Source organism: Actinomadura sp. KC06 (assembly GCF_004348735.1).
Taxonomy (GTDB): domain Bacteria; phylum Actinomycetota; class Actinomycetes; order Streptosporangiales; family Streptosporangiaceae; genus Spirillospora.
This window is the reverse complement of sequence record NZ_SMKT01000055.1, coordinates 22,319-41,014: the sequence shown is the minus strand read 5'-3', so window position 1 is coordinate 41,014 and position 18,696 is coordinate 22,319. Positions and strand designations below refer to the sequence as shown.

Annotated in this window: 17 protein-coding genes; 7 read left to right on the top strand and 10 right to left on the bottom strand. The window is 73.1% G+C overall.

Annotation, left to right across the window (positions count from 1 at the left end; translation table 11 throughout):
* Nucleotides 1–29 precede the first annotated feature (29 nt).
* The 6 genes from E1287_RS19255 to E1287_RS19230 form a co-directional block, all read right to left on the bottom strand.
* Nucleotides 30–671 (bottom strand): DNA alkylation repair protein, encoded by a 642-nt coding sequence (locus E1287_RS19255; RefSeq protein ID WP_207934317.1) that lies wholly within the window; start codon nucleotides 669–671, stop codon nucleotides 30–32.
* Nucleotides 672–1,375: 704 nt separating this feature from the next.
* Complete coding sequence (locus tag E1287_RS19250; protein ID WP_131966364.1) at nucleotides 1,376–2,521, bottom strand: DUF6596 domain-containing protein; 1,146 nt, start codon at nucleotides 2,519–2,521, stop codon at nucleotides 1,376–1,378.
* A 5-nt stretch (nucleotides 2,522–2,526) separates the two neighbouring features.
* Nucleotides 2,527–2,934 (bottom strand): YciI family protein, encoded by a 408-nt coding sequence (locus tag E1287_RS19245; protein ID WP_207934316.1) that lies wholly within the window; start codon nucleotides 2,932–2,934, stop codon nucleotides 2,527–2,529.
* A 170-nt stretch (nucleotides 2,935–3,104) separates the two neighbouring features.
* Nucleotides 3,105–3,605, bottom strand: coding sequence for a pyridoxamine 5'-phosphate oxidase family protein (locus E1287_RS19240; protein ID WP_131966349.1), 501 nt, complete (start codon nucleotides 3,603–3,605; stop codon nucleotides 3,105–3,107).
* Nucleotides 3,606–3,687: 82 nt separating this feature from the next.
* Nucleotides 3,688–4,113 (bottom strand): VOC family protein, encoded by a 426-nt coding sequence (locus tag E1287_RS19235; RefSeq protein WP_207934315.1) that lies wholly within the window; start codon nucleotides 4,111–4,113, stop codon nucleotides 3,688–3,690.
* Nucleotides 4,114–4,738: 625 nt separating this feature from the next.
* Nucleotides 4,739–5,356, bottom strand: a complete 618-nt coding sequence (locus E1287_RS19230; RefSeq protein ID WP_131966347.1) for a GNAT family N-acetyltransferase — start codon at nucleotides 5,354–5,356, stop codon at nucleotides 4,739–4,741.
* A 154-nt stretch (nucleotides 5,357–5,510) separates the two neighbouring features.
* On the opposite strand from E1287_RS19230, the gene E1287_RS19225 reads away from it, so the two are divergent.
* Nucleotides 5,511–6,233 carry a hypothetical protein gene (locus E1287_RS19225; protein ID WP_131966346.1) on the top strand — a complete coding sequence of 241 codons (723 nt, stop codon included), beginning with the start codon at nucleotides 5,511–5,513 and terminating at the stop codon, nucleotides 6,231–6,233.
* Between the two features lie 76 nt (nucleotides 6,234–6,309).
* Here the strand turns inward: E1287_RS19225 and E1287_RS19220 are convergent, their stop codons facing one another.
* Nucleotides 6,310–8,328: a TetM/TetW/TetO/TetS family tetracycline resistance ribosomal protection protein gene (locus E1287_RS19220; protein ID WP_131966345.1), complete on the bottom strand. Its 2,019-nt coding sequence runs from the start codon at nucleotides 8,326–8,328 to the stop codon at nucleotides 6,310–6,312.
* Nucleotides 8,329–8,718: 390 nt separating this feature from the next.
* Complete coding sequence (locus E1287_RS19215) at nucleotides 8,719–9,894, bottom strand: hypothetical protein (protein WP_131966344.1); 1,176 nt, start codon at nucleotides 9,892–9,894, stop codon at nucleotides 8,719–8,721.
* A gap of 180 nt (nucleotides 9,895–10,074) precedes the next feature.
* Between E1287_RS19215 and E1287_RS19210 the strand changes: the two genes are divergently transcribed.
* A complete protein-coding gene (locus E1287_RS19210; protein WP_131966343.1) occupies nucleotides 10,075–11,337 on the top strand; it encodes a site-specific integrase in 1,263 nt (420 codons plus the stop codon).
* Nucleotides 11,338–11,544: 207 nt separating this feature from the next.
* Here the strand turns inward: E1287_RS19210 and E1287_RS19205 are convergent, their stop codons facing one another.
* A complete protein-coding gene (locus tag E1287_RS19205) occupies nucleotides 11,545–12,432 on the bottom strand; it encodes an alpha/beta fold hydrolase (RefSeq protein WP_131966342.1) in 888 nt (295 codons plus the stop codon).
* 77 nt (nucleotides 12,433–12,509) lie between these two features.
* Between E1287_RS19205 and E1287_RS19200 the strand changes: the two genes are divergently transcribed.
* Nucleotides 12,510–13,358: a helix-turn-helix domain-containing protein gene (locus tag E1287_RS19200; protein WP_131966341.1), complete on the top strand. Its 849-nt coding sequence runs from the start codon at nucleotides 12,510–12,512 to the stop codon at nucleotides 13,356–13,358.
* Nucleotides 13,359–13,391: 33 nt separating this feature from the next.
* On the opposite strand, the gene E1287_RS19195 is transcribed toward E1287_RS19200, so the two are convergent.
* Entirely contained in the window at nucleotides 13,392–14,375 is a 984-nt protein-coding gene (locus E1287_RS19195) for an NAD(P)/FAD-dependent oxidoreductase (protein ID WP_207934311.1), read from the bottom strand.
* Nucleotides 14,376–14,786: 411 nt separating this feature from the next.
* Here E1287_RS19195 and E1287_RS19190 point away from each other — a divergent pair, with 411 nt between their 5' ends.
* From E1287_RS19190 to E1287_RS19175, 4 genes are all read left to right on the top strand, one after another.
* Entirely contained in the window at nucleotides 14,787–16,076 is a 1,290-nt protein-coding gene (locus E1287_RS19190; protein WP_131966339.1) for a Cmx/CmrA family chloramphenicol efflux MFS transporter, read from the top strand.
* Between the two features lie 154 nt (nucleotides 16,077–16,230).
* Nucleotides 16,231–16,767 (top strand): hypothetical protein, encoded by a 537-nt coding sequence (locus E1287_RS19185; RefSeq protein WP_131966338.1) that lies wholly within the window; start codon nucleotides 16,231–16,233, stop codon nucleotides 16,765–16,767.
* Nucleotides 16,768–16,865: 98 nt separating this feature from the next.
* Nucleotides 16,866–18,032, top strand: a complete 1,167-nt coding sequence (locus tag E1287_RS19180) for a histidine kinase (protein WP_131966337.1) — start codon at nucleotides 16,866–16,868, stop codon at nucleotides 18,030–18,032.
* On the top strand, nucleotides 18,020–18,682 hold the full coding sequence (locus tag E1287_RS19175) for a response regulator transcription factor (RefSeq protein WP_131966336.1): 663 nt from the start codon (nucleotides 18,020–18,022) through the stop codon (nucleotides 18,680–18,682). The genes E1287_RS19180 and E1287_RS19175 overlap by 13 nt, the downstream gene beginning before the upstream one ends.
* Nucleotides 18,683–18,696 lie beyond the last annotated feature (14 nt).

Here is an 18,696-nt window from a genome sequence, read left to right as displayed (position 1 = left end):
ATTATCCCGCCGGCGCGACCGCGGACCCCCTACGCGCCGCGCCGCCGCACCATCTCGGCGATCCAGACGGGCGCGAACGGCGACGTGCAGCCCGGCGACGTCGGATAGTCCTTGAGCACCTCCAGCCGCTCGCCGATTTCGACGGCGCGGGCGCGGAGCCCGGCGTGCTCGATCCCGATGGTGCTCAGGCACTCGTTCATCGCCCACTGCAGGCGGTCGGGGGCGTCCTTCATCTCCGCCTCGACGATGTCGAGCAGCCCGGCGAGGTCAAGGCCCTCGGGCCTCTTCGCCACCCGCGCGGTCGTCAGCGCCCAGCCGGCGCTCGCCACCACCGGATCCGGATCGGCGAACCAGACCAGGCGCAGCTCCTCGGCGTGCGGGCTCTTCTTCACCACATAGTTCACGAGCCAGTCGTGCACCTTGGGCCTGTGCGCCTGGCGCATCATGGCGTCCAGCTCGTCCCGCCCGAACGCCTTCGGACGGCAGATCAGCAGCGCCAGCAGCCGCGCCGAGCTGTCACCCGTCTCCCACAGCCGGCACGCGAGCTCCTGCTGCGTCTTCAACCGCTTGGCCACCGCGCGCAGCTTGCCGAGGTTCACGCCGTGGTCGTCGCCGTGCTTCTCGTTCACCTCGCGGATCCTCGGGTCCTCCAGCGCGGCCAGCTCGGCCATCACCTCGGCCACCGTCGTCTCGTTCACCGTCGTCCCGGCCACCGCAGCCTCCCGTGCCTCTCAGACGAGGGCCCGAGAATAGCCTCGGTCGAGACCTATCACGAGACCCCGCCGTGTCCGCACCACCCAGACCGCCCGCGCGCCGCCGCAAGCCCGGTCCAGAGGCGGGACGGCGGGCGAGGACGCGCAGGTGGCCGCGTAGCTCCGCGGGCTCCAGGACGGTGAACTCCACATCGAGGCTGCCCAGGCACCCGGCCAGATCGTGCAGCGAGTCACCGCCCGTCTCCAGCACGGCCGTCTCCTCGTCCAGGCTCTGCAGCAGGCCCGCCGCAGGCGTGAGCCGTTCGGCGCGCCTCGATCGGAGCGCGCGCAGCAGCACCCAGGCCTGAGACCTCCACCCCCGCGAGCCCCGCATCGCGCACGACGCGCGGCGTCGCCGTCCACTGGACGGCGTTCGACCGCGCCGGCCACTTCGCCGCGATGGAACGGCCCGCCCTCCCGGCCGGCGACATCCGCGCCTTCTTCACCGCCCTGCGCTGACCCGTCCGCCGGACGGCGCTCGCACGGCGACGTCGTCTTTCGGACGAGGCGGTTCCTGGGACCGGGACGCGCGGTGCTGGACGGTGAGCAATCGCTGGCCACCGGGGACATCGGCGTCCGCCTTCGAATGCCGCGGTTTCGGCGGATGGGGTGGGTTCGGCTGGTCAGGCGCGTCGTTGGGCGTTGAGGCGGGCGGCTTGCCGGGTGAGGTGGCCGCGTTCGGGGAGGCTTGTCGCTGACTGGGCGGCTTCGGCGTAGAGCCGTGCCGCGGTGTCCGGGTCGCCGGCGCGCTCGTGGAGGTAGGCCGCGGCGGCGGTGTGGCGGGGCAGGGAGGGGTCGAGCTCCGCCAGGGCCGCCAGACCGGCGCGCGGGCCGTCCGCCTCGCCGACCGCGACCGCCCGGTTGAGGCGGGCCACCGGGCTTGCGGTGATGCGCACCAGTTCGTCGTACCACTCGACGATCTGCACCCAGTCGGTCTCCTCGGCCGCCGGGGCGTCGGCGTGGAGCGCGGCGATGGCGGCCTGGGCCTGGTACTCGCCCAGGCGGTCGCGGGCGAGGGCCGCCTGCAGGATGCCGACGCCCTCGCTGATCAGGCACGTGTTCCACAGGCCGCGGTCCTGCTCGGCCAGCGGGACGAGCCTGCCGTCGGGGCCGGTGCGGGCCGGGCGCCGCGCGTGGTGCAGCAGCATGAGCGCCAGCAGCCCCGCGGCCTCCTCATGGCCGGTCTTGGACGCCACCTGGCGGGCGAGCCGGATCGCCTCGGCCGCGAGGTCGACGTCGCCCGAGTAGCCCTCGTTGAAGATCAGGTACAGCACGCGCAGCACCGTCGCTACGTCCCCGGGCCGGTTCAGCCTGACGCCCGCCACCGTCCGTTTGGCCCGGCTGATGCGCTGGGCCATGGTCGCCTCCGGCACGAGGTAGGCCTGCGCGATCTGGCGCGTGGTCAGTCCGCCGACGGCGCGTAGCGTGAGCGCGACGGCCGAGGCCGGTGTCAGGGACGGGTGCGCGCACAGGAAGTACAGCTGGAGCGTGTCGTCCACCGCCTCACCCGGGCCGGGCACGGGCTCGGCCTCGACGCGCTCCTCGCGGTGCCGCCGGGCGGTGTCGGCGCGGGCGGCGTCCAGGAACTTGCGCCAGGCCACCGTGACCAGCCAGCCCTTGGGGTCCTGCGGCGGATCCCGCGGCCACACGCGCACCGCCTCGACCAGCGCGTCCTGCACGGCGTCCTCGGCCGCCGCGAAGTCTGCTCCGCGGCGGCCGAGGATCCCGATCACGGCGGGGGTGAGGGCCCGCAGCCGTGCTTCGTCCACGTACGTCACTCCGTGATGGTCGGGGGCGCGGCCATGAACGGGCGCACCTCGAGCCACTCGCGGATCGGCTCGCCGCCCGCGCCCGGGGCCGCCGACAGCTGCCCGGCCAGCTCGAGCGCCCGCTCGTAGCTGTCGACGTCGATCACCATCCAGCCGGCGATCAGGTCCTTGGTCTCGGCGAACGGGCCGTCGGTGACGGGCGGCCGCCCCTCGCCGTCGTGGCGGACGAACGCGCCCTCCGGGGCCAGCGCCTGGGCCTCGACGAACTCGCCGGTGGTCTCCAGCCGGGCGGCGAAGTCCTCCATGTACTTCATGTGCGCCGAGATCTCCTCGGGCGTCCACTGGTCCATCGCCACGTCGTTGACCGGCGCCGGCGCGCCCCGGTAGTGCTTGAGCAGCAGGTACTTGGCCATCAGGTTCTCCTTGGTGCGGTACGGCCCGTGCCGGCCGTGTTCACTGCGGGGACGGAACCGGACGCGGATCCTCGACATCCCGTCGCGACATTTTCGGCGGATTTTGGAGATTCCGTGTACCGCGGTGGGGGCCGAGGCGCGGGGATTCCCTTTGCGGGGCTGTGCGCCGGTCAGCCGCGCTGGCGTTCCGCCCGCTGCTGGATCAGTTCCTCGACCGCGCTCGGCAGGGTCGTCTCGAAGTCGATCAGCTTCGCCCACGTCGGGGTCACGACGACCCGGACCATGCCGTCCCGGTAGAGCGAACGCACCTCCGCCTCCCACTCGACCCGCTGCTCGGGCGACATGTCATAGGTGCTGGTCGACTGGAGGTACTCGTCCGGGATGCCGTCGACGTAGTCCAGCTCGGCCCGGCCGCGGATGAGCAGGATCTTGGGCGGGTGCGCCTCGGTGTCGATGGTGAAGGCGACCATCGGGTTCTGCTTCAAGGCAGGGAGCTTCGGGGAGTTCTTCGGCGTGCACACGACGATCTCCGATCCGTTCCAGGCGAAGATGATCGGGATGTTGCGGGGTGTGCCGTCCTTGGCGACGTAGGCCATGCGGGTCACGTCGCGGGCCAGCAGCTCCTGCGCGAGCGGCCGGTTGAGAACTTCGGTGATCTCGTTCGGTTGCACGGTCAGCCCTTTTCGTCGTTGTTCCTTGGTCCGTCCAGCGGGTCGTTTTCTGGCTGGTCGCGGGCCGGCTGCGAGCGGGGCGTCAGCCAAGCTGCTCGGACAGCCCGAGAATGAGCCCCTCGGGGCCGCGGATGAAACAGAGCCGGTAGCTGTCCTCGAACTGCGCCACCTCGCCGACGAGCTCGGCACCATGCGTGCGCAGGCGGGCGATGACGTCGTCGAGGTCTTCGACGAGGAACATGATGCGTCGCATGCCCAGCGTGTTCGCCGGAGCGTTCCGTGGCTCACTGCTGATCGCCGCCGGCGTGTGGAACTTCGATAGCTCGACCCGCCCGTGGCCGTCCGGGGTCCGCATCATGACGATGTCGGTACGGACGCCCTCGAGCCCGATGACACGCCCGGCCCAGTCCCCCTCGACGACCGTCCTGCCCTCCTGCTCCATGCCCAGTTCGGCGAAGAACGCGATAGCGGCCTCAAGATCTTCGACAACGATGAGCACGTTGTCCATCCGCCGGATCGTCATGGCGATTCCTTCCTCGTCGTGCGGCCCCTGCGGCCGCTGATGCACCTAGGACGGAGCCGGCGCCACATTCTCGACACCGGAAGAGCGCTGAGTTTTCCAGGACTTCGTTCGGGCCGTCACCGCCCAGGGTGCCCGCACCGGACGAGGCCCGCCGGCACGCGCACAGACCGGCTCCCCAGAACACCAGACCGAAGACCCTACTCAGGAAACAGCCATCGCAGTTGCCGAGACTGGCCAGGAGGCGTGGCGCGGAACACGCCGCCGAGCCGCCCGTCCCCCGAGTAGACAAGGCAGCAGCCGGACGGTCCCGGCCACCGCTCCTTTGCAGCGCCGAACAGAGGCGGACGCGAACCGCAGGTCATGGGTCGCGCCTGGCTGCCCCCGGCGTGCACGACAAGTTCGGGAAGCACGCCGCCTTCTCGGTCGCGGCGATCGCGGCGGCGAGAGCTCGAGGTTCGACGGGCTCAGGAAGGGCCCTATCGGAGCTGGCCCTCGATGTCGGAACTGTTCTCCGTTCCCGGCATTCCGTCCGAGAGGACCGTCGACCTGCAGCCGGAACTGGTCCCGGTACCGACAACGCGATAGACCAGGCGTCGGTGGTGGATTGGGTTCAGCTGGCTGGTGGCGTCATGGGGTTGGTGTGCGCCCAGATCATGCAGTCGTGCCAGGTGTCGTGGTCGGGGTCGGCTGTGGTCCAGGTACGGCAGTGGTGTGGGAGGCGTTGTTCGTACCGGTAGCCGGCGCGGTCGGCCAGACGCAGCGAGGGAGCGTTGGCGGGGTTGATCTCAAGCCAGATCCGGCTTAGGCCCAGTTCGTCGTGCGTCCAGCGGGTCAGCGCTCGGATACCGCGCAGGGCCAGGCCTTGGCGTCGGCTTTCCGGACGCACCCAGTAGGCCAGTTCTGCGCTCTGCGGGCCGTCGATCATCAGCCCCAGGGCACCGAGCAGGCGGTTGTGCTTGAGGATTCCGTAGGACGCTTGGCGTCCCGCCTCTGGATCCCAGGCGGTCAGCGCCTCGCGCGCGTCGCGAGTTGTGTAGGGACCGGCCGGACGCGGCCCCCAGAGGGCCTGTGCCGTCTCGGCGCCGGTGGCCTCGACCACGAGGGCGACGTCATGTGCCGTCAAGGTGCGCAGCCGCAGCCCCTGCCCCAAGTCGATGTCGGCGAGAAAGGAACTCTTCTTGGCCCGCGCGGCATCCTCACCGGACGTGTAGGCGGCATTCGTCCTCATACCGCCTACTATGCGGGCGTCAGAGGTAGGTGGTCAAGTGCGCAACGTTGCCTACGTCGCTGATCCGACCTGCCTGGCCGTCCAACCCCGGTCGCGCATGTAGTCGTCGTAGTGTGCTTGACCGCCTACATTCTCGGCTCTTAATGTAGGCAGCATGATCGCTAATGACGCCTACACACACCTTGACGTGGCCCGCCGCCTCTTCGTGCTCGGTGACTGGGATCACGCCGCCGCGCTGCTGGCCGAAGAACAGGGCACCGAAGCGCTCGAACTGAAGGCCGAGATCCTGTACGAGCGGTTCTTGTTCCGAGTCGACGGAATCGAAGCCGCAGCCGACGCGATAGCGGCCCTCGATCCGGAATCGCTGCAAGCTCGTCTACTCACCGCCCGGCTCGCCTACACCCGTCTGCTCTTCCAGCTGGACCCGCTGCAAGGGGACTACGAGACCGCAGAGGCCGGGTACCGTTTCGCCGCCGCCGACCCGACGACGCACGGATGGGCCCAGTTCCACTGGGGTGCGCTCCTCGACAACGTCCGCGAAGACAGCGCTGCCGCGAAGGCGCACTACGCCAAGGCCCTACAGGCCGCCCACCAGGAAGGCGACTTGATCCTCGAGTCCATCGTGCTCCGCCACCTGGCCTGGCATGTGATCAACGACGGCGATCGTGACGAGGGGCTGCGCATGCTGCGGCGCTCGCTTCACCTGCGCTCCGCGGCCGGCATCCGTCCGCAGATCGCTGCGGCCCAACTGCTGCTCGCCGGTGAGCTGCCCGAGGACGATCCTGAACGCGCCACGCTCATCGAGACCGCTCGGAACCTGGCCGACGAACTGGGCCTCAGCTGGGTCCGGACCGGCCTCGAGAAGCTGGCCGCGTAGGCCAGGCCGGGCCGCTGTCGCGTCCCGCTCACGGGCCCTCAGCGAACCCTGACCCCTGGCGGACTCCGGTCCCGCGTCAGTGGCTCGACCCGTCGGAGCGGACACGGCGGAGGACGCGCAGCAGGTACTCCTCCCTGTTCAGCGGGTCGTGGTCGGTCCGGGGACGAGTCGGGGCGGGACCTTGGACGGGTGCGTAATGGCCGAAGGCCGACTCCAGGACACCCTCACCACTGGTCAGGGAGGGTAGCCGCTGCTCCAGGTCGTGGACGCGGGCGGCCGGGATCTCGCCCTCGATCAGATAGACGTCGCCCATGGGCACGGGTTCCCCGGGCACGGCGCGGAGGCGTCCGAGAACGGGCAGGACCGCGCCATAGGCGTAGGCGGGGACCTCCAGCCGGAACCGGTGGACGGGCTCGAGAACCTCGGTGCCTGCCTCGGTCAGCGCCGCCATCAGGACCAGCGGGGTGAGATTGCGGAAGTCGCCGGCCGTGCTGGACATGCTCTTGTCGAACGTCCCGTGGGCGTGGCTCTGGCGCGGCCAGTAGCCGGAGTGGGTCATGGTCACCAGGCAGTCGGTGACCCGCCACCCGTGCAGGCCCTGGTTCAGGGTCTCCCGGACGGTCTCCTCGACGGCGCGGAAGAAGGTGTAGGGCATCGCCCCGAGCTCCACACCGAGCCGGAACTCCACGCCCGAGCCGGGCGGCGCCGGGTCGACCCGCAGGCCGACGGTGCCGAGGAACGGATTGGCCCCGGTGTCGATGATCTCCAGTGCGGACCCGCTCCCCCGCGGACGCTCGACGCAGATCGTCGTCGTCTCCCGGAAGGTCACCTCGATGCCGAAGTCGTCGGCGAGCGTGGCCTGGACGACCTCCTTCTGGACCTCGCCGTAGAGCGAGACGGAGATCTCCCGCCGGACCGGGTCCTCCCGGAGCGCGATCAGCGGGTCCTGCTCGGCCAGCTGGGAGAGGGCGAGGTGGAGTGCGCCCCGGTCCGCCCGCTCCCCCGGGACGACGACCGTTTCCAGGGTCGGCGGAGCGAACTGCCGGGCCCGCGGGTTCGGCGGCGCGATGGTCCCGATCGGATCGCCGACCCGGACCCCGTCCAGGCCGCGGATCCTGACGATCAGCCCGGCCCCGGCCTCGGACCGTGCGGCGGCCTCCCCCTGGTCGAACACCTCGATCGCGGTGACCTTCCCCTCCTCGGCCGTCGGCTCGGCGTGGCGGATGGGGAGCCGGTCACGGACGCGGACCGTGCCGGAGAACAGGCGCGCGTAGGCGATCCGCTCTCCGTCCGGACCGCGCTCGATCTTGAAGACGGTGCCCGACACCGGCCCGTCGGAGCGGCCCTCGGCGGCGGGCAGCAGCTCGGTGAGGGCGCCGATGAGGTCGGGGACGCCCGCACCGGTGATCGCCGAACCGAAGTAGAGCGGATGGACGAGGCCCAGCCGGGTCTGCGCGGCGAGTTCCGCGCGGAGCCGCGGGTAGGCGGGCGGACGCTCCTCCAGGTAGGCGTCGAGCAGGCCGTCGTCGTTCTCGGCGAGCAGTTCGAGCAGCCGGGCGGAGAAGCCGGGGTCGGCCTCGCCGTAGGGGGTGCAGCGGGCGTCGCGGGTACCGAGCCCGGCGACCGAGCCCATCGCGATCACGCCCGTGGTCAGCCGTTCGGAGATGCTGCGCAGCAGGTCCTCGTCCTGCGCCCCGGGCCTGTCGACCTTGTTGACGAAGACGAGCGTCGGGATGCCCAGCCGGCGCAGGACCCGCATCAGCACCCGCGTCTGCGCCTGGACGCCCTCCACCGCCGAGACCACCAGCACCGCGCCGTCGAGCACGCCGAGCACCCGTTCCACCTCGGCGATGAAGTCCGGGTGGCCGGGAGTGTCGATCAGGTTGACGGCGACCGTGTCGACGACGAAGGACACGACGGCGGACTTGATGGTGATCCCGCGCCGCCGTTCCAGCGCCAGCGAGTCGGTCCGGGCACTGCCGTCGTCCACGCTGCCGAGCTCGTCGATGACTCCGGCGGCGTACAGCAGCCGCTCGGTCAGGCTCGTCTTACCTGCGTCGACATGCGCCAGAATCCCCAGGTTCAGTGTTCGCACTGACGTTCATGCCCCTTGCGTAGCTGGTGGTGATGACCTGCTGGGTGGACATGAACGTGCGGCGCATCGCTTCCCCTGTTCCTCGTTCTTCCGGCTTCTGCCCCCAGTACAGCCACGCCCCCCGCGTCCGCGCAACCGAGTTACGGCCCGGCGGCGACCCGAAGACCGCCGCCCTCGAAGCCGACACGACAGACCGTCCGAAGGCCGCTCAACCGCCCGGGCCGGGCCGAGAGGCTGATCCCGGATCCATACGAGGCCCGCGCCGCCCCCGGACTGAAGGCGAAGGAATCGCTGGGCCACGCACCGTTGGCACGTTCGCCGCGACTCCCACCGCCGACGCTGAGCCGGTTACCGCGAACTCAGGTCCGGCGGGCCGAAGGTGGGCCGGGATCAGGTGGGTTGCTGGGGAGAGCGAGGGTTGTCGGGCCGGGTTTCGGGCCGGGGAGTCTGCCCGTCGTCCTGGTCGTGCCGGTCGTCGCCGGGGCCTTGCGCCGCCGCGGCGGCCTCGGCGGCCTCGGCGGCGGCTGCTGCGGCCTCGGCGCGGGCGGCGCGTTCGCGTTGCTCGGCGGCCTCCGCGCGGGCGGCTTCCAGCGCGGTTTCGAGGCGGTCGGACACGGCCTCGCAGGCCCTCAGGGCGGCCCGCGTGTCGGCTGCCTCGCCCGCGGCCTGGTCGGCGGCGGTCTGCAGCTCATGCACACGGCGGTCGAGCGCGGCGGCTCGCGCTTCGGTGGTCTGCAGCTCGCGCAGGGCGGCGTCGCGGGCGTGCTCGGCGGCCTCAGCGCGGGTTCGCTGGGTGCGGGCCTCGCCGCTGGCGGTGGCCAGCGCCTCTCGCGCGGCGGTCAGGGCCTCGATCGTGCGGGCGAGATCGGTCCGGGCGGCGTCCAGTTGGTCGGTCTGGGCGCGGATGGCGGCGTCCCGGCGGGCCAGGTCCTGCTCGTGGGCTTGGCGGGCCTCGCGCAACTCGGCGGTCTTGGCGTCCCGGGCGGCCTCCGCGGCGGCCTGGGCCTCGCGGGCGGCGTCGCGGAGCTGGGTGTGCGCGGCGATCGTCTCGGCGGTGTCGGCGCGGACTTGCGCCAGCGCGGCGCGATCGCGCTCGGCCTCCTGCTCGGCGGCCCGCCGGGCCTGGACGGCGTCCGCGGCGGCGGCCTCCGCCCGGGCTCGCACGCGGTCGGCCTCCGCCGCGCGGGCGTCGGCGTCGGCCTCGGCCTGGCGGGCGGCGACGGCCTCGGCCTCGGCCCGCTGCACCCGGGCCAGCGCGCCCGCCTGCGCCTGGGCGAGGGCGTCGGTCAGGACGGTGAGCTGCTCCTGCAGCCCGCCGATGGCCTCGGGCAGTCGTCCGGCCAGGGATTCGGCGCGGCGGAGCGGTTCGTCCAGCGCGGCGGCGTCGGCGGCGCGACGGTCCCGGCTGGCCTGGTCGGCGTGGGCCTTGCTGCAGTACTTGGCCGGACGGCCGCGTCCGGGCGGCGGCAGCGGCTGCGCGCAGCCGGCCAACGCGCACTCCCCTTCCCGGTCCGCCTGCGGGACGGCGGTAGCCGCTGCTTCTGCGGCGGTGTCGTCGCTGCTCACACGCCCCACCCTACTCCCCTGGCGATCCAGAATCGCGTTTCTCCTCGCGAAATCATTTACGCGACGCGCGAAACGCGTTGAATACGGCACAGCGATGCTCCGGGATAAGGACGGTTATCCTGGTGCCTCTTCGTGATCTCCCGAACCTTGGCTTCACCGGGGCCCGACAGGAGGCAGTGCATGAGCACACCGCAGGAGCCGTCGCCAGGGGTGATGGCCGGGGAGGTGATGCCCGCGGCCCCCGCTTCGGCGTCGCGTGTCCTCTCAGGGCAGGCGTCGGGGCTCGATCCGATCGCCGAGTCTGTGGGGCTGCTGCCCGCTCTGCCCGCCGACGAGCACGGCGACCGCTACGGCATCAGGGCGTTGACCGCGGCCTGGCTGCGCGGTCAGAACAGCGACGCCACCCGCCGCGCCTACTACCGCGACCTCGCCGCCTGGCTGGACTACTGCGCCCGCACCAGCCTTGATCCGCGCACCGCCCGCCGCGCGGACGTCGACGACTGGTCGGCATCGATGACCGTCGGCGCCGGCGGCGCGGTCCGTCCGCCCAGTGCCGCCACCCGGGCCCGGCGGCTGGCGGCGGTGTCGTCGTGGTACACCTACCTGCAGTCCAACGACGTCGCCGACCGCAACCCGACCCTGCTGGTCAGGCGCCCCTCCGGCGCGGAGATCGCGGCGTCCGCGCGCAAGGCCCCAACGCTCAGCGTCCCCGAGACCGCCCGGCTCCTCGACACCGCCGAGGCCCGCGCCGCGGACCGCGGGACGGAGACCGCCTGGCGGGACGCGGCCGTGATCGGGCTGCTGTTCTACACCGCGCTCCGGGTGTCGGCCTTCACCCAGGCCGACCTGGCCGACCTGGACACCGAGGCCGGCTACCGGGTCCTGCGCCACCGCGTGAAAGGCAAGGGGCCCGGCGGCCGCGACTTCGTGCGGCTGGACGGCGAGCTCTGCCGCGTCCTGGACGCCTACCTCGCCGTCCGCGCTCGCCGCCACCCGGACAGCACCTGCCCTCCCGGCCCGCTGCTGGTCACCGCCCCGCACCCCTACGACCCCGCCAAGCCCGGCGGCAAGCGCCTCACCCAGCGCGACGTCACCAACATCCTGCGGCGGCAGGCGGAACTGGCCGGGCTGCCCGCGGCCCACCGGCTGACCCCGCACAGCGGCCGCCGCACCGTCATCACCACCCTGCTCGGCAACGACGTCCCGCTCGCCAAGGTCCAGGACCTGGCCGGGCACGCCGACCCCCGCACCACCCGCGGATACGACGACACCAACCACAAGCTGGCGGCGTCGCCGGTCACCGACCTCACCCGCATCCTCGCCGGCCACCGCCGCCGAACACATGATCCGGATCCCGTCACCGAGGCGGCCAGGACGGCGGCGACGCGCTCCACGTCCTCCGCGGCCGGACGCGCGCCGACGCGCAGCTTGACCGCGTCGTAGCCCTCGGACACGTACGCCGTGGAGCCGTCGATCAGGAGCTCGTCCACGCTCATCGCGTCGGTGGCGCCCCGCTGCCGTAGATCGGGACGCGGCCGCGATGCACACCGAGGAAGCGGTAACACCACGTCGCGTGCCTGCCTGCGGGTTTCAAGTCGGACGCGCCGTGCGGGTTCCCGGCGGGGGTGCCCCGTCGCGGACGAGTGGTGTTCAGCGTCCTTTCCGCGCTGAGGCCTGCTCCTCGCACCAGGCCATGAGAGGTGCGGCGGTTCTTGGAGGGTCTTCGAGCATGGGTGAGTGTCCGAGGCCGGGCAGCACCTCGACCTTCGCGTCCGGGACGGTGCGGTAGTCGGCGGCCGACGAGGCTCGCCATCTCCGGTCGTCCTCCCCGAAGATCACCAGGAGTGGCTTGCCGAGGGCGGCGAGCCGATCGGGGAGCGTGCGCTGCTCCAGGTAGTCGTCGACGGCGCGTGATGTCGCGGTGAGCGCGTGGTAGGTGACGCCGCGCACGTCGTCGACGAGCTGCTGCGGGATCTCGTAGCCGGGGCGGCTGAACGCGGTGTCCAGCCCCCGGCGGATGATCTTGTCGGTGCGGAGCCGCCACAAGAGGCGCCCGACGCCGGGGACGAACAGGAGCCGGCCGACGAACCCGTCGGAGATGAAGGCGTCCAGGCGGGGGCCGGAGTCGATGAGCGCCAGCGCGGTCACCAGATCGCGGCGCCGCTCGGCCAGGGCGGTGGCGACCGACCCGCCGGTGGAATGGCCGACCACGATGGCGTGCCGCACGCCGAGCCGGTCCAGTGCCTCGCCGACCCGGCGTCCCTGCTCCGGGATCGCGTACCCTCCGCCGGACGGTTTGGCCGACCGGCCGTGCCCGAGCAAGTCGATCCGGATGACGCGCAAGGACTCCGCCAGCATCGGAACCAGCGAGTCCCACCAGCGGGTCGATCCGGCGAGGCCGTGGATCAGCACGAGCGCCGGGGCGTCGCCGGGGCCGTCCTGGCGGACGTGAACGCTCCCGCCGTCCAAAGGAAGGGTCGAGCTTCCGGTGGCTTCGGTTTCCTGCCGCGACACCCGGCGGCGGTCTTTTGTCGTCATGGGGCCACTGTCGCCGTCCGGGCGGGGCGGTGGCTTGAACGAATGTTCCCGGCGGGTGCCCGCCGTACGATATGAGGATGCGGTCCACCGTGCGCGAGCGTGCCGATGTGCTGGTGTGGGACGTCGCGCGGCCGGAGCGGCCCAGCCGGGTGGCCGGTGTCAGCATGGCCGGGTTCCGTGACCGTGGCGGGTCCGCGGCCGGGCATCGGGCGGTCCCGCACCCGGCGGTGTCGCTGGCGCTGGAGCTCGGCGCAGGCCCGCTGATCGTGGACGATGCCGCCGGACGCAGGCGGCGGGGAAGCGTGGTCGCCGGGCTCGGGTTCGGTTCCGGTGCGATGTGGGTGCGAGGCGAGCGTTTCGAGGCCGTGCAGGTGCGCCTGTCGCCGCTGGTCGCGCATCAGATCCTGGGCGTCTCCCCCGCCGGGCTGGACGGCGCCGTGGTCGCACTCGACGACCTGTGGGGCCCGGACGCCTCCCGGCTCGGCGAGCGGCTGAGCGAGACCCCCTCGTGGGACGAACGCTTCGCGCTGATGGACGCATTCCTCGCCCGGCGGCGCGAGACGGGGACCCCGGTCGACCCGGAGGTGGCCTGGGCCTGGGACCGGATGGTCGGCGGCCGTGGCCTGGTCCGGGTCGACGAGCTGGCGGCCGAGGTCGGGTGGAGCCGCAAGCGCCTGTGGTCGCGGTTCCAGTCGCAGATCGGGCTGCCGCCCAAGCGCGCCGCGCGGCTCGTCCGCTTCGACCACGCCGCCCACCGGCTGGCCGCGGGCGAGGACGCGGCCCGGGTCGCGGCCGAGACCGGCTACGCCGACCAGCCCCACCTGCATCGCGATGTCGTCGCGTTCACCGGCGCGACCCCGGCGGCGGTGGCGGCCGAGCCGTGGCTGGCGGTCGACGACGTCGCCTGGCCCGGCCGCGCACCGTAGGCCGGCCGCCGGGACCGGTCGTCCGCCAGGCGTTCACGCCGCGGGTTCGGACGCGGACGAGGGCCCCGGCCTGTGCGCGGCGACCGCCTGGCGGGTCTCCTCGGCGATCAGGTCGGAGTTGATCTGGGCGCCCGCGGCTGCGCCCGCCGCGGCGGCGGCGCCGACCTGGGCCATCAGGTCGGTGACGTTGCCCGCGACCCACACCCCCGGCACGTCGGTGCGTCCCGCCGCGTCGGACGGGACGTGCTCGCCGACCCCGGCGGGATGCTCGACCGGCCGCAGCCCGAGCCCGTCGAGGAAGGCGGCGCGCACGGTCATCCGCGGCGCGACGGCCAGCGCCTCGCGGTCGACCACCGTCCCGCCGGCCAGCCGCACTCCCGCGATGCGGTCCCCGACGATCACCAGGGACGCCACCTCGCCGTCGATCACGCGGACGCCGCGGGCGGCCAGCTGCTCGGCCTCCTCGCCGGTCGGCGGCGGCATGGTGTGGGAGAAGAGGACGACGTCGTCGCTCAGCTGCCGGAACAGCAGCGCTTGGTGAACCGCCATCGGACCGCCGGCGAGCACGCCGATGGCCTTGTCGCGGATCTCCCAGCCGTGGCAGTACGGGCAGTGCACGACGTCGCGTCCCCACCGGTCCCGCAAGCCGGGGAGGTCCGGCAGCTCGTCCACCACCCCGGTCGTCACCAGCAGGCGGCGCGCGCGGACGGTCGCGCCGCCGTCCAGCGTCACGGTGAACCCGCCCGAGTCCGGGACCGCCGCGGCGACCTCTCCCCGCACCACGTAGCCGCCGTCGTGGCGGACCTCGGCCCGGCCGCGCTCCAGCAGCTCGGCCGGGCTGATCCCCTCCCGGCCCAGCAGCCCGTGCACACCGTCGGCGGGCGCGTTGCGCGGCGCGCCCGCGTCGATCACCGCGACGGTCCGCCGGACGCGGGCCAGCATCAGCGCCCCGTTCAAGCCCGCGGCGCCACCGCCGATCACTACCACGTCATAGCCGCCTCTCAGCTGATCGGTCATCGTGACCACCTCCACGCCGACTATGCGTTCGCGCGGGCGCGGAAGCAAAACTCTTTGCCGGGACGGCAAAAGGTCGTCCGTGGGCGGGTCGACGGGCGTGAAATGCGGTGGACGGGTTTCGCGGCGCTTGTCTATCGTGTGGCCCGTGTCCAGTCCTGAGGCATCAAGACGCTAGCCACCGGTTCCTCGGTGGCCATTGATCATCGTCACTCGGGCTGAGTCTTCCCCGGAGTTCCGCCGCCTTGCGCTGCCCTGCTCGGGCTGCCGGGGCTCTCGGGCTCCCACGCGCGCTACCGCACTCGCCGCGTCCCGCCATGCTCGCCGTCGTGCACGGCTGGTCCGGGACGTCGCGACGGTGCGTCCGCGCCTCTTCTTCGATGCCTCACGACACGACCGTGGAGTTCCTCTCCCATGCCCTTCGCCATCTACGTCCTCGGACTGGCGGTCTTCGCCCAGGGAACGTCCGAGTTCATGCTGTCCGGACTGAACCCGGACATCGCCCGCGAACTGAACATCTCCATCTCCGCGGCCGGCGCGCTGACGTCCGCCTTCGCCGCCGGAATGATCGTCGGAGCGCCGCTGATGGCGGTGCTCAGCCTGCGCTGGCCGCGCCGCCGGGCGCTGCTGGTCTTCCTGGTCGCCTTCATGCTCGTGCACGTCGTCGGGGCGGTCACCTCCAGCTTCACCGTGCTCCTGGCGACCCGGGCGCTCGGCGCGCTGGCCAACGCCGGTTTCCTCGCCGTGGGGCTCGCGACGGCGACCGGCATGGTCAAGCCGGACGCCAAGGGACGCGCGACCTCCGTCCTGCTGGGCGGCATCACGCTGGCATGCGTCGCCGGGGCGCCCGCCGGCGCCGCGCTCGGCCAGGCCCTCGGCTGGCGGTCGGCGTTCTGGGCGGTGGCGCTGATCTGCCTGCCGGCCGTCTTCGCCGTCCTGCGCTCGGTACCCGGCGGCGCCCCGGCGACCGGCACTCCTGACGGCCCCGCGGACGGCGGCGCGGACGGTCGCCCGGCCGGCGCCCGGAGCCAGCTGCGGGCGCTGCGCAGCCCTCGGCTGCTGCTCGTGCTGCTGCTGGCGGCACTGGTGAACGCCGCGACGTTCTGCACCTACACCTATCTGGGTCCGCTGATCACCGAGGTCGGCGGGGTCTCCGAGGACTGGGTGCCGGCGGTGCTGGCGCTGTTCGGTCTCGGGTCGTTCGCCGGAGCGACCATCGGCGGGCGGATGTCCGACACGCGGCCCATGCTGGTCCTGGTACCGGGCGGGATCGCCCTGCTCGCCGGGTGGACGCTTTTCACGGCCGCGGCCGGAAACCAGGTCATAGCGTTCCTGCTCGTCTTCGTCCAGGGGACGCTGTCGTTCGCCGTCGGCTCGACGCTCATCGCGCGGGTCCTGTACGCGGCGACGCGGGCGCCTTCCCTCGGCGGGGCGTTCGCGACCTCGGCGCTCAATGTCGGCGCGGCCGCCGGGCCCGCTCTCGGCGGTGCCGCCATCGCGGCCGGGCTCGGCTACCGGTCGCCGCTGTGGCTCAGCGCGCTGCTGGTGGCGGCCGCGCTCGTCACGGCCGGTGTCGCCGAGGCCGTCCGGCGCGTCCGGCGGCTCCGGCGCACGCAGCACGCGGACGGGGCGCAGCTCCGGCTCGGCGGGCCGCACGATGAGGCGGTCCGCGTCCAGGAACGGAGTCCACGCGCCGAATGCTGACGAACTGCCGCATTTCACACGCACGGATATCCGCGGTCTCCGGAACGGGCCGGGCCTATCGGGCGATTGGCGGGACCCGTCCCGTGCCCGGTCCCTATCTTGAGGATCCCGGCTGCACGGATCGGACGTGCGCGCAGAGCAAAGGAGTCCCGTCATGGCTCGTCCACGCGCTGGTTTCCGCCTTCACGCCGCCGCCGGGCTCGCCGCGGCCGCCGCGTTGGGCCTCGCCGGCTGCGGTGGCGACGACGACGGCGCCGCATCCGCGAGCGGATCGCCCACCGCCAAGAAGACGGCTCCGACCACGCCACCGGCACCGCCGCCCAGCCCGGCACCGCCGGCCGACGGGACGAACCTGCGCGCCTGCAAGGACGGCACCTGCGAGGTGAAGGTGACCCGGCGGGTCACCATCCCGATGGACGAGGAGAAGCTCGAGGTCAGCACGATCAGGGTGACCTCGCTCGAAGGCGACGCGATCTCCTTCGAGGTCGGCCTCCCCTCCTCGGGCGCGTTCGACTTCAACTGCGAGGGCGATCCCCGCTGCCAGACCATGGTCGTCGGCCCCGCGGCCGGGTCGTCCGGGAACGCGAAGATCACCGCGCATCCCGGCGCGCAGGTCAAGGCCAACGGGGTCGTGATCTCCGTGGTCTCGGCCTCGAAGGGGTCGGTCGTTCTCCGCATGAAGCCGCGATAGCCGAAAGCCCCCGGGGCGCGGCGGCTCCGTCCGCGGGCGGGGCGGGCACCGACTTTGGTCGGTGTCGGCGCTGTGACCTGCGGGGTTAGCCTTCGCACGTGAACGAGAAGAGCTTCGAACAGGCCGCCCCGTGCGGGCGGCGCGGCAGGCGGGCGACCGTCGCGATCGTGCTCGCCGTCACCGGCGCGCTGGTCTCGCTGACGATCTGGGGCCGGTACAGCGCGGACGTGCCGGACAGGCGGCTCGCGCTGGAGGTCGCGGTCGGGGTGGCGGCGTGGCTGCTGTCGCCCGCGCTGCTGTGGCGTCCGGTGGCGGTCGCGGTGGCGCTGACCGCGCTGGCGGCGGTGTCCCCGGCCGCGACCCCGCCGGCGACGCTGGCGGCGCTGCAGGTCGCCCAGCGGCGCCCGTTCCCGGTCGCCGCCGGGATAGCCGTGGCGGGCGTCGGCGCGCACGCCGTGCAGGGGTGGTGGCAGCCGGCGGCCGGGATCTCGTTCGGCTGGTGGCTGCTGCTGATCGCGCTCGGATACGGCGCGCTGATCGGCTGGGGCGCGCTCGCGCGGGCGCGCCGGGCGCTGCTGGAGTCGCTGCGCGAACGCGCCCGCCGCGCCGAGGCCGAGCAGGGCCGCCGGGTCGCCGAGGCGCGCATGGCCGAGCGCGCCCGGATCGCGCGGGAGATGCACGACGTGCTGGCCCACCGTCTGTCGCTGCTGGCCACCTACGCGGGCGCGCTGGAGTACCGTCCGGACGCGCCGCCGGAGAAGCTCGCGCACGCCGCCGGGGTGGTCCGCGACGGGGTGCACCAGGCGCTCGACGAGCTCCGCGACGTGATCGTCCTGCTGCGGGAGGACGAGGCGGAGGAGGGCCGCCCGCAACCCGTGCTGGACGACGTGTCCCGCCTGGTGGAGGAGTCGCGCGACGCGGGCGGGCGGGTGGAGCTGCGCGACGAGGTCGTCGACCCCGGCGCGCTGCCCGCCGCCGCCGGGCGGACCGCGTACCGGGTCGTCCAGGAGGCGCTGACCAACGCGCGCAAGCACGCGGCCGGCCGCCCCGTCCGCGTCGAGCTGCGGGGGCGGCCCGGGACCCGGCTGGTCATCGACGTCCGCAACCCGCTGCCCAGCGACCCGGGCGCCGGGCCCGCCGCGCCCGGCAGCGGGACGGGACTGGTCGGCCTGACCGAGCGGGTCCGGCTCGCCGGCGGCCGCCTCGACCACCAGGCCACCGCGGACGAGTTCCGGCTGCGCGCCTGGCTACCATGGCCGGCGTGACCCGGCCCCTGCGCGTCCTGATCGTGGACGACGACGCGCTCGTCCGCGCCGGGCTGTCGATGATGCTGGACGGCACCGCAGGCATCACCGTGGCGGGCGAGGCCGCCGACGGCGACGAGGTGCCCGCTGCGGCCGACGCGCACGCGCCCGACGTCGTCCTCATGGACCTGCGGATGCCGCGCGTGGACGGCATCACCGCCACCCGCAGGCTCCGGTCCCGGACGAACCCGCCCGAGGTCGTCGTGCTGACGACGTTCGACTCCGACGAGAACATCCTGCGGGCGCTGCGCGCCGGGGCCAGCGGGTTCCTGCTCAAGGACACCCCGCCGGAGGAGATCGTCCACGCGGTCCGGCGGGTCGCGGCCGGGGACCCGATCCTGTCCCCGCGGATCACCCGGCGGCTCATGGACCGCGCGGCCGTCGAGGCCGGCGCGCACCAGCGGGCCCGCGCGGCGCTCGCCCGGCTCACCCCGCGCGAGCACGACGTCGTCCTCGCGATCGCCCAAGGGCGCTCCAACGCCGAGATCGCCGCCGAGCTGTTCATGGGCGTCGCGACCGTCAAGGCGCACGTCTCCAGCGTCCTGACCAAGCTCGACCTGGACAACCGCACCCAGATCGCCCTGCTGGCCCACGACGCCGGCCTCGCCTGACCGGTCCCCGCGCC

Bases quoted from the DNA above. Each gene is read 5' to 3' on its own strand.
- E1287_RS19255 (WP_207934317.1), bottom strand. From the start codon at position 671: ATGGCCGAGCTGGCCGCGCTGGAGGACCCGAGGATCCGCGAGGTGAAC.
- E1287_RS19245 (WP_207934316.1), bottom strand. From the start codon at position 2,934: ATGGCCAAGTACCTGCTGCTCAAGCACTACCGGGGCGCGCCGGCGCCG.
- E1287_RS19235 (WP_207934315.1), bottom strand. From the start codon at position 4,113: ATGGACAACGTGCTCATCGTTGTCGAAGATCTTGAGGCCGCTATCGCG.
- E1287_RS19230 (WP_131966347.1), bottom strand. From the start codon at position 5,356: ATGAGGACGAATGCCGCCTACACGTCCGGTGAGGATGCCGCGCGGGCC.
- E1287_RS19225 (WP_131966346.1), top strand. From the start codon at position 5,511: ATGATCGCTAATGACGCCTACACACACCTTGACGTGGCCCGCCGCCTC.
- E1287_RS19210 (WP_131966343.1), top strand. From the start codon at position 10,075: ATGAGCACACCGCAGGAGCCGTCGCCAGGGGTGATGGCCGGGGAGGTG.
- E1287_RS19205 (WP_131966342.1), bottom strand. From the start codon at position 12,432: ATGACGACAAAAGACCGCCGCCGGGTGTCGCGGCAGGAAACCGAAGCC.
- E1287_RS19200 (WP_131966341.1), top strand. From the start codon at position 12,510: ATGCGGTCCACCGTGCGCGAGCGTGCCGATGTGCTGGTGTGGGACGTC.
- E1287_RS19195 (WP_207934311.1), bottom strand. From the start codon at position 14,375: ATGACCGATCAGCTGAGAGGCGGCTATGACGTGGTAGTGATCGGCGGT.
- E1287_RS19190 (WP_131966339.1), top strand. From the start codon at position 14,787: ATGCCCTTCGCCATCTACGTCCTCGGACTGGCGGTCTTCGCCCAGGGA.
- E1287_RS19185 (WP_131966338.1), top strand. From the start codon at position 16,231: ATGGCTCGTCCACGCGCTGGTTTCCGCCTTCACGCCGCCGCCGGGCTC.
- E1287_RS19175 (WP_131966336.1), top strand. From the start codon at position 18,020: ATGGCCGGCGTGACCCGGCCCCTGCGCGTCCTGATCGTGGACGACGAC.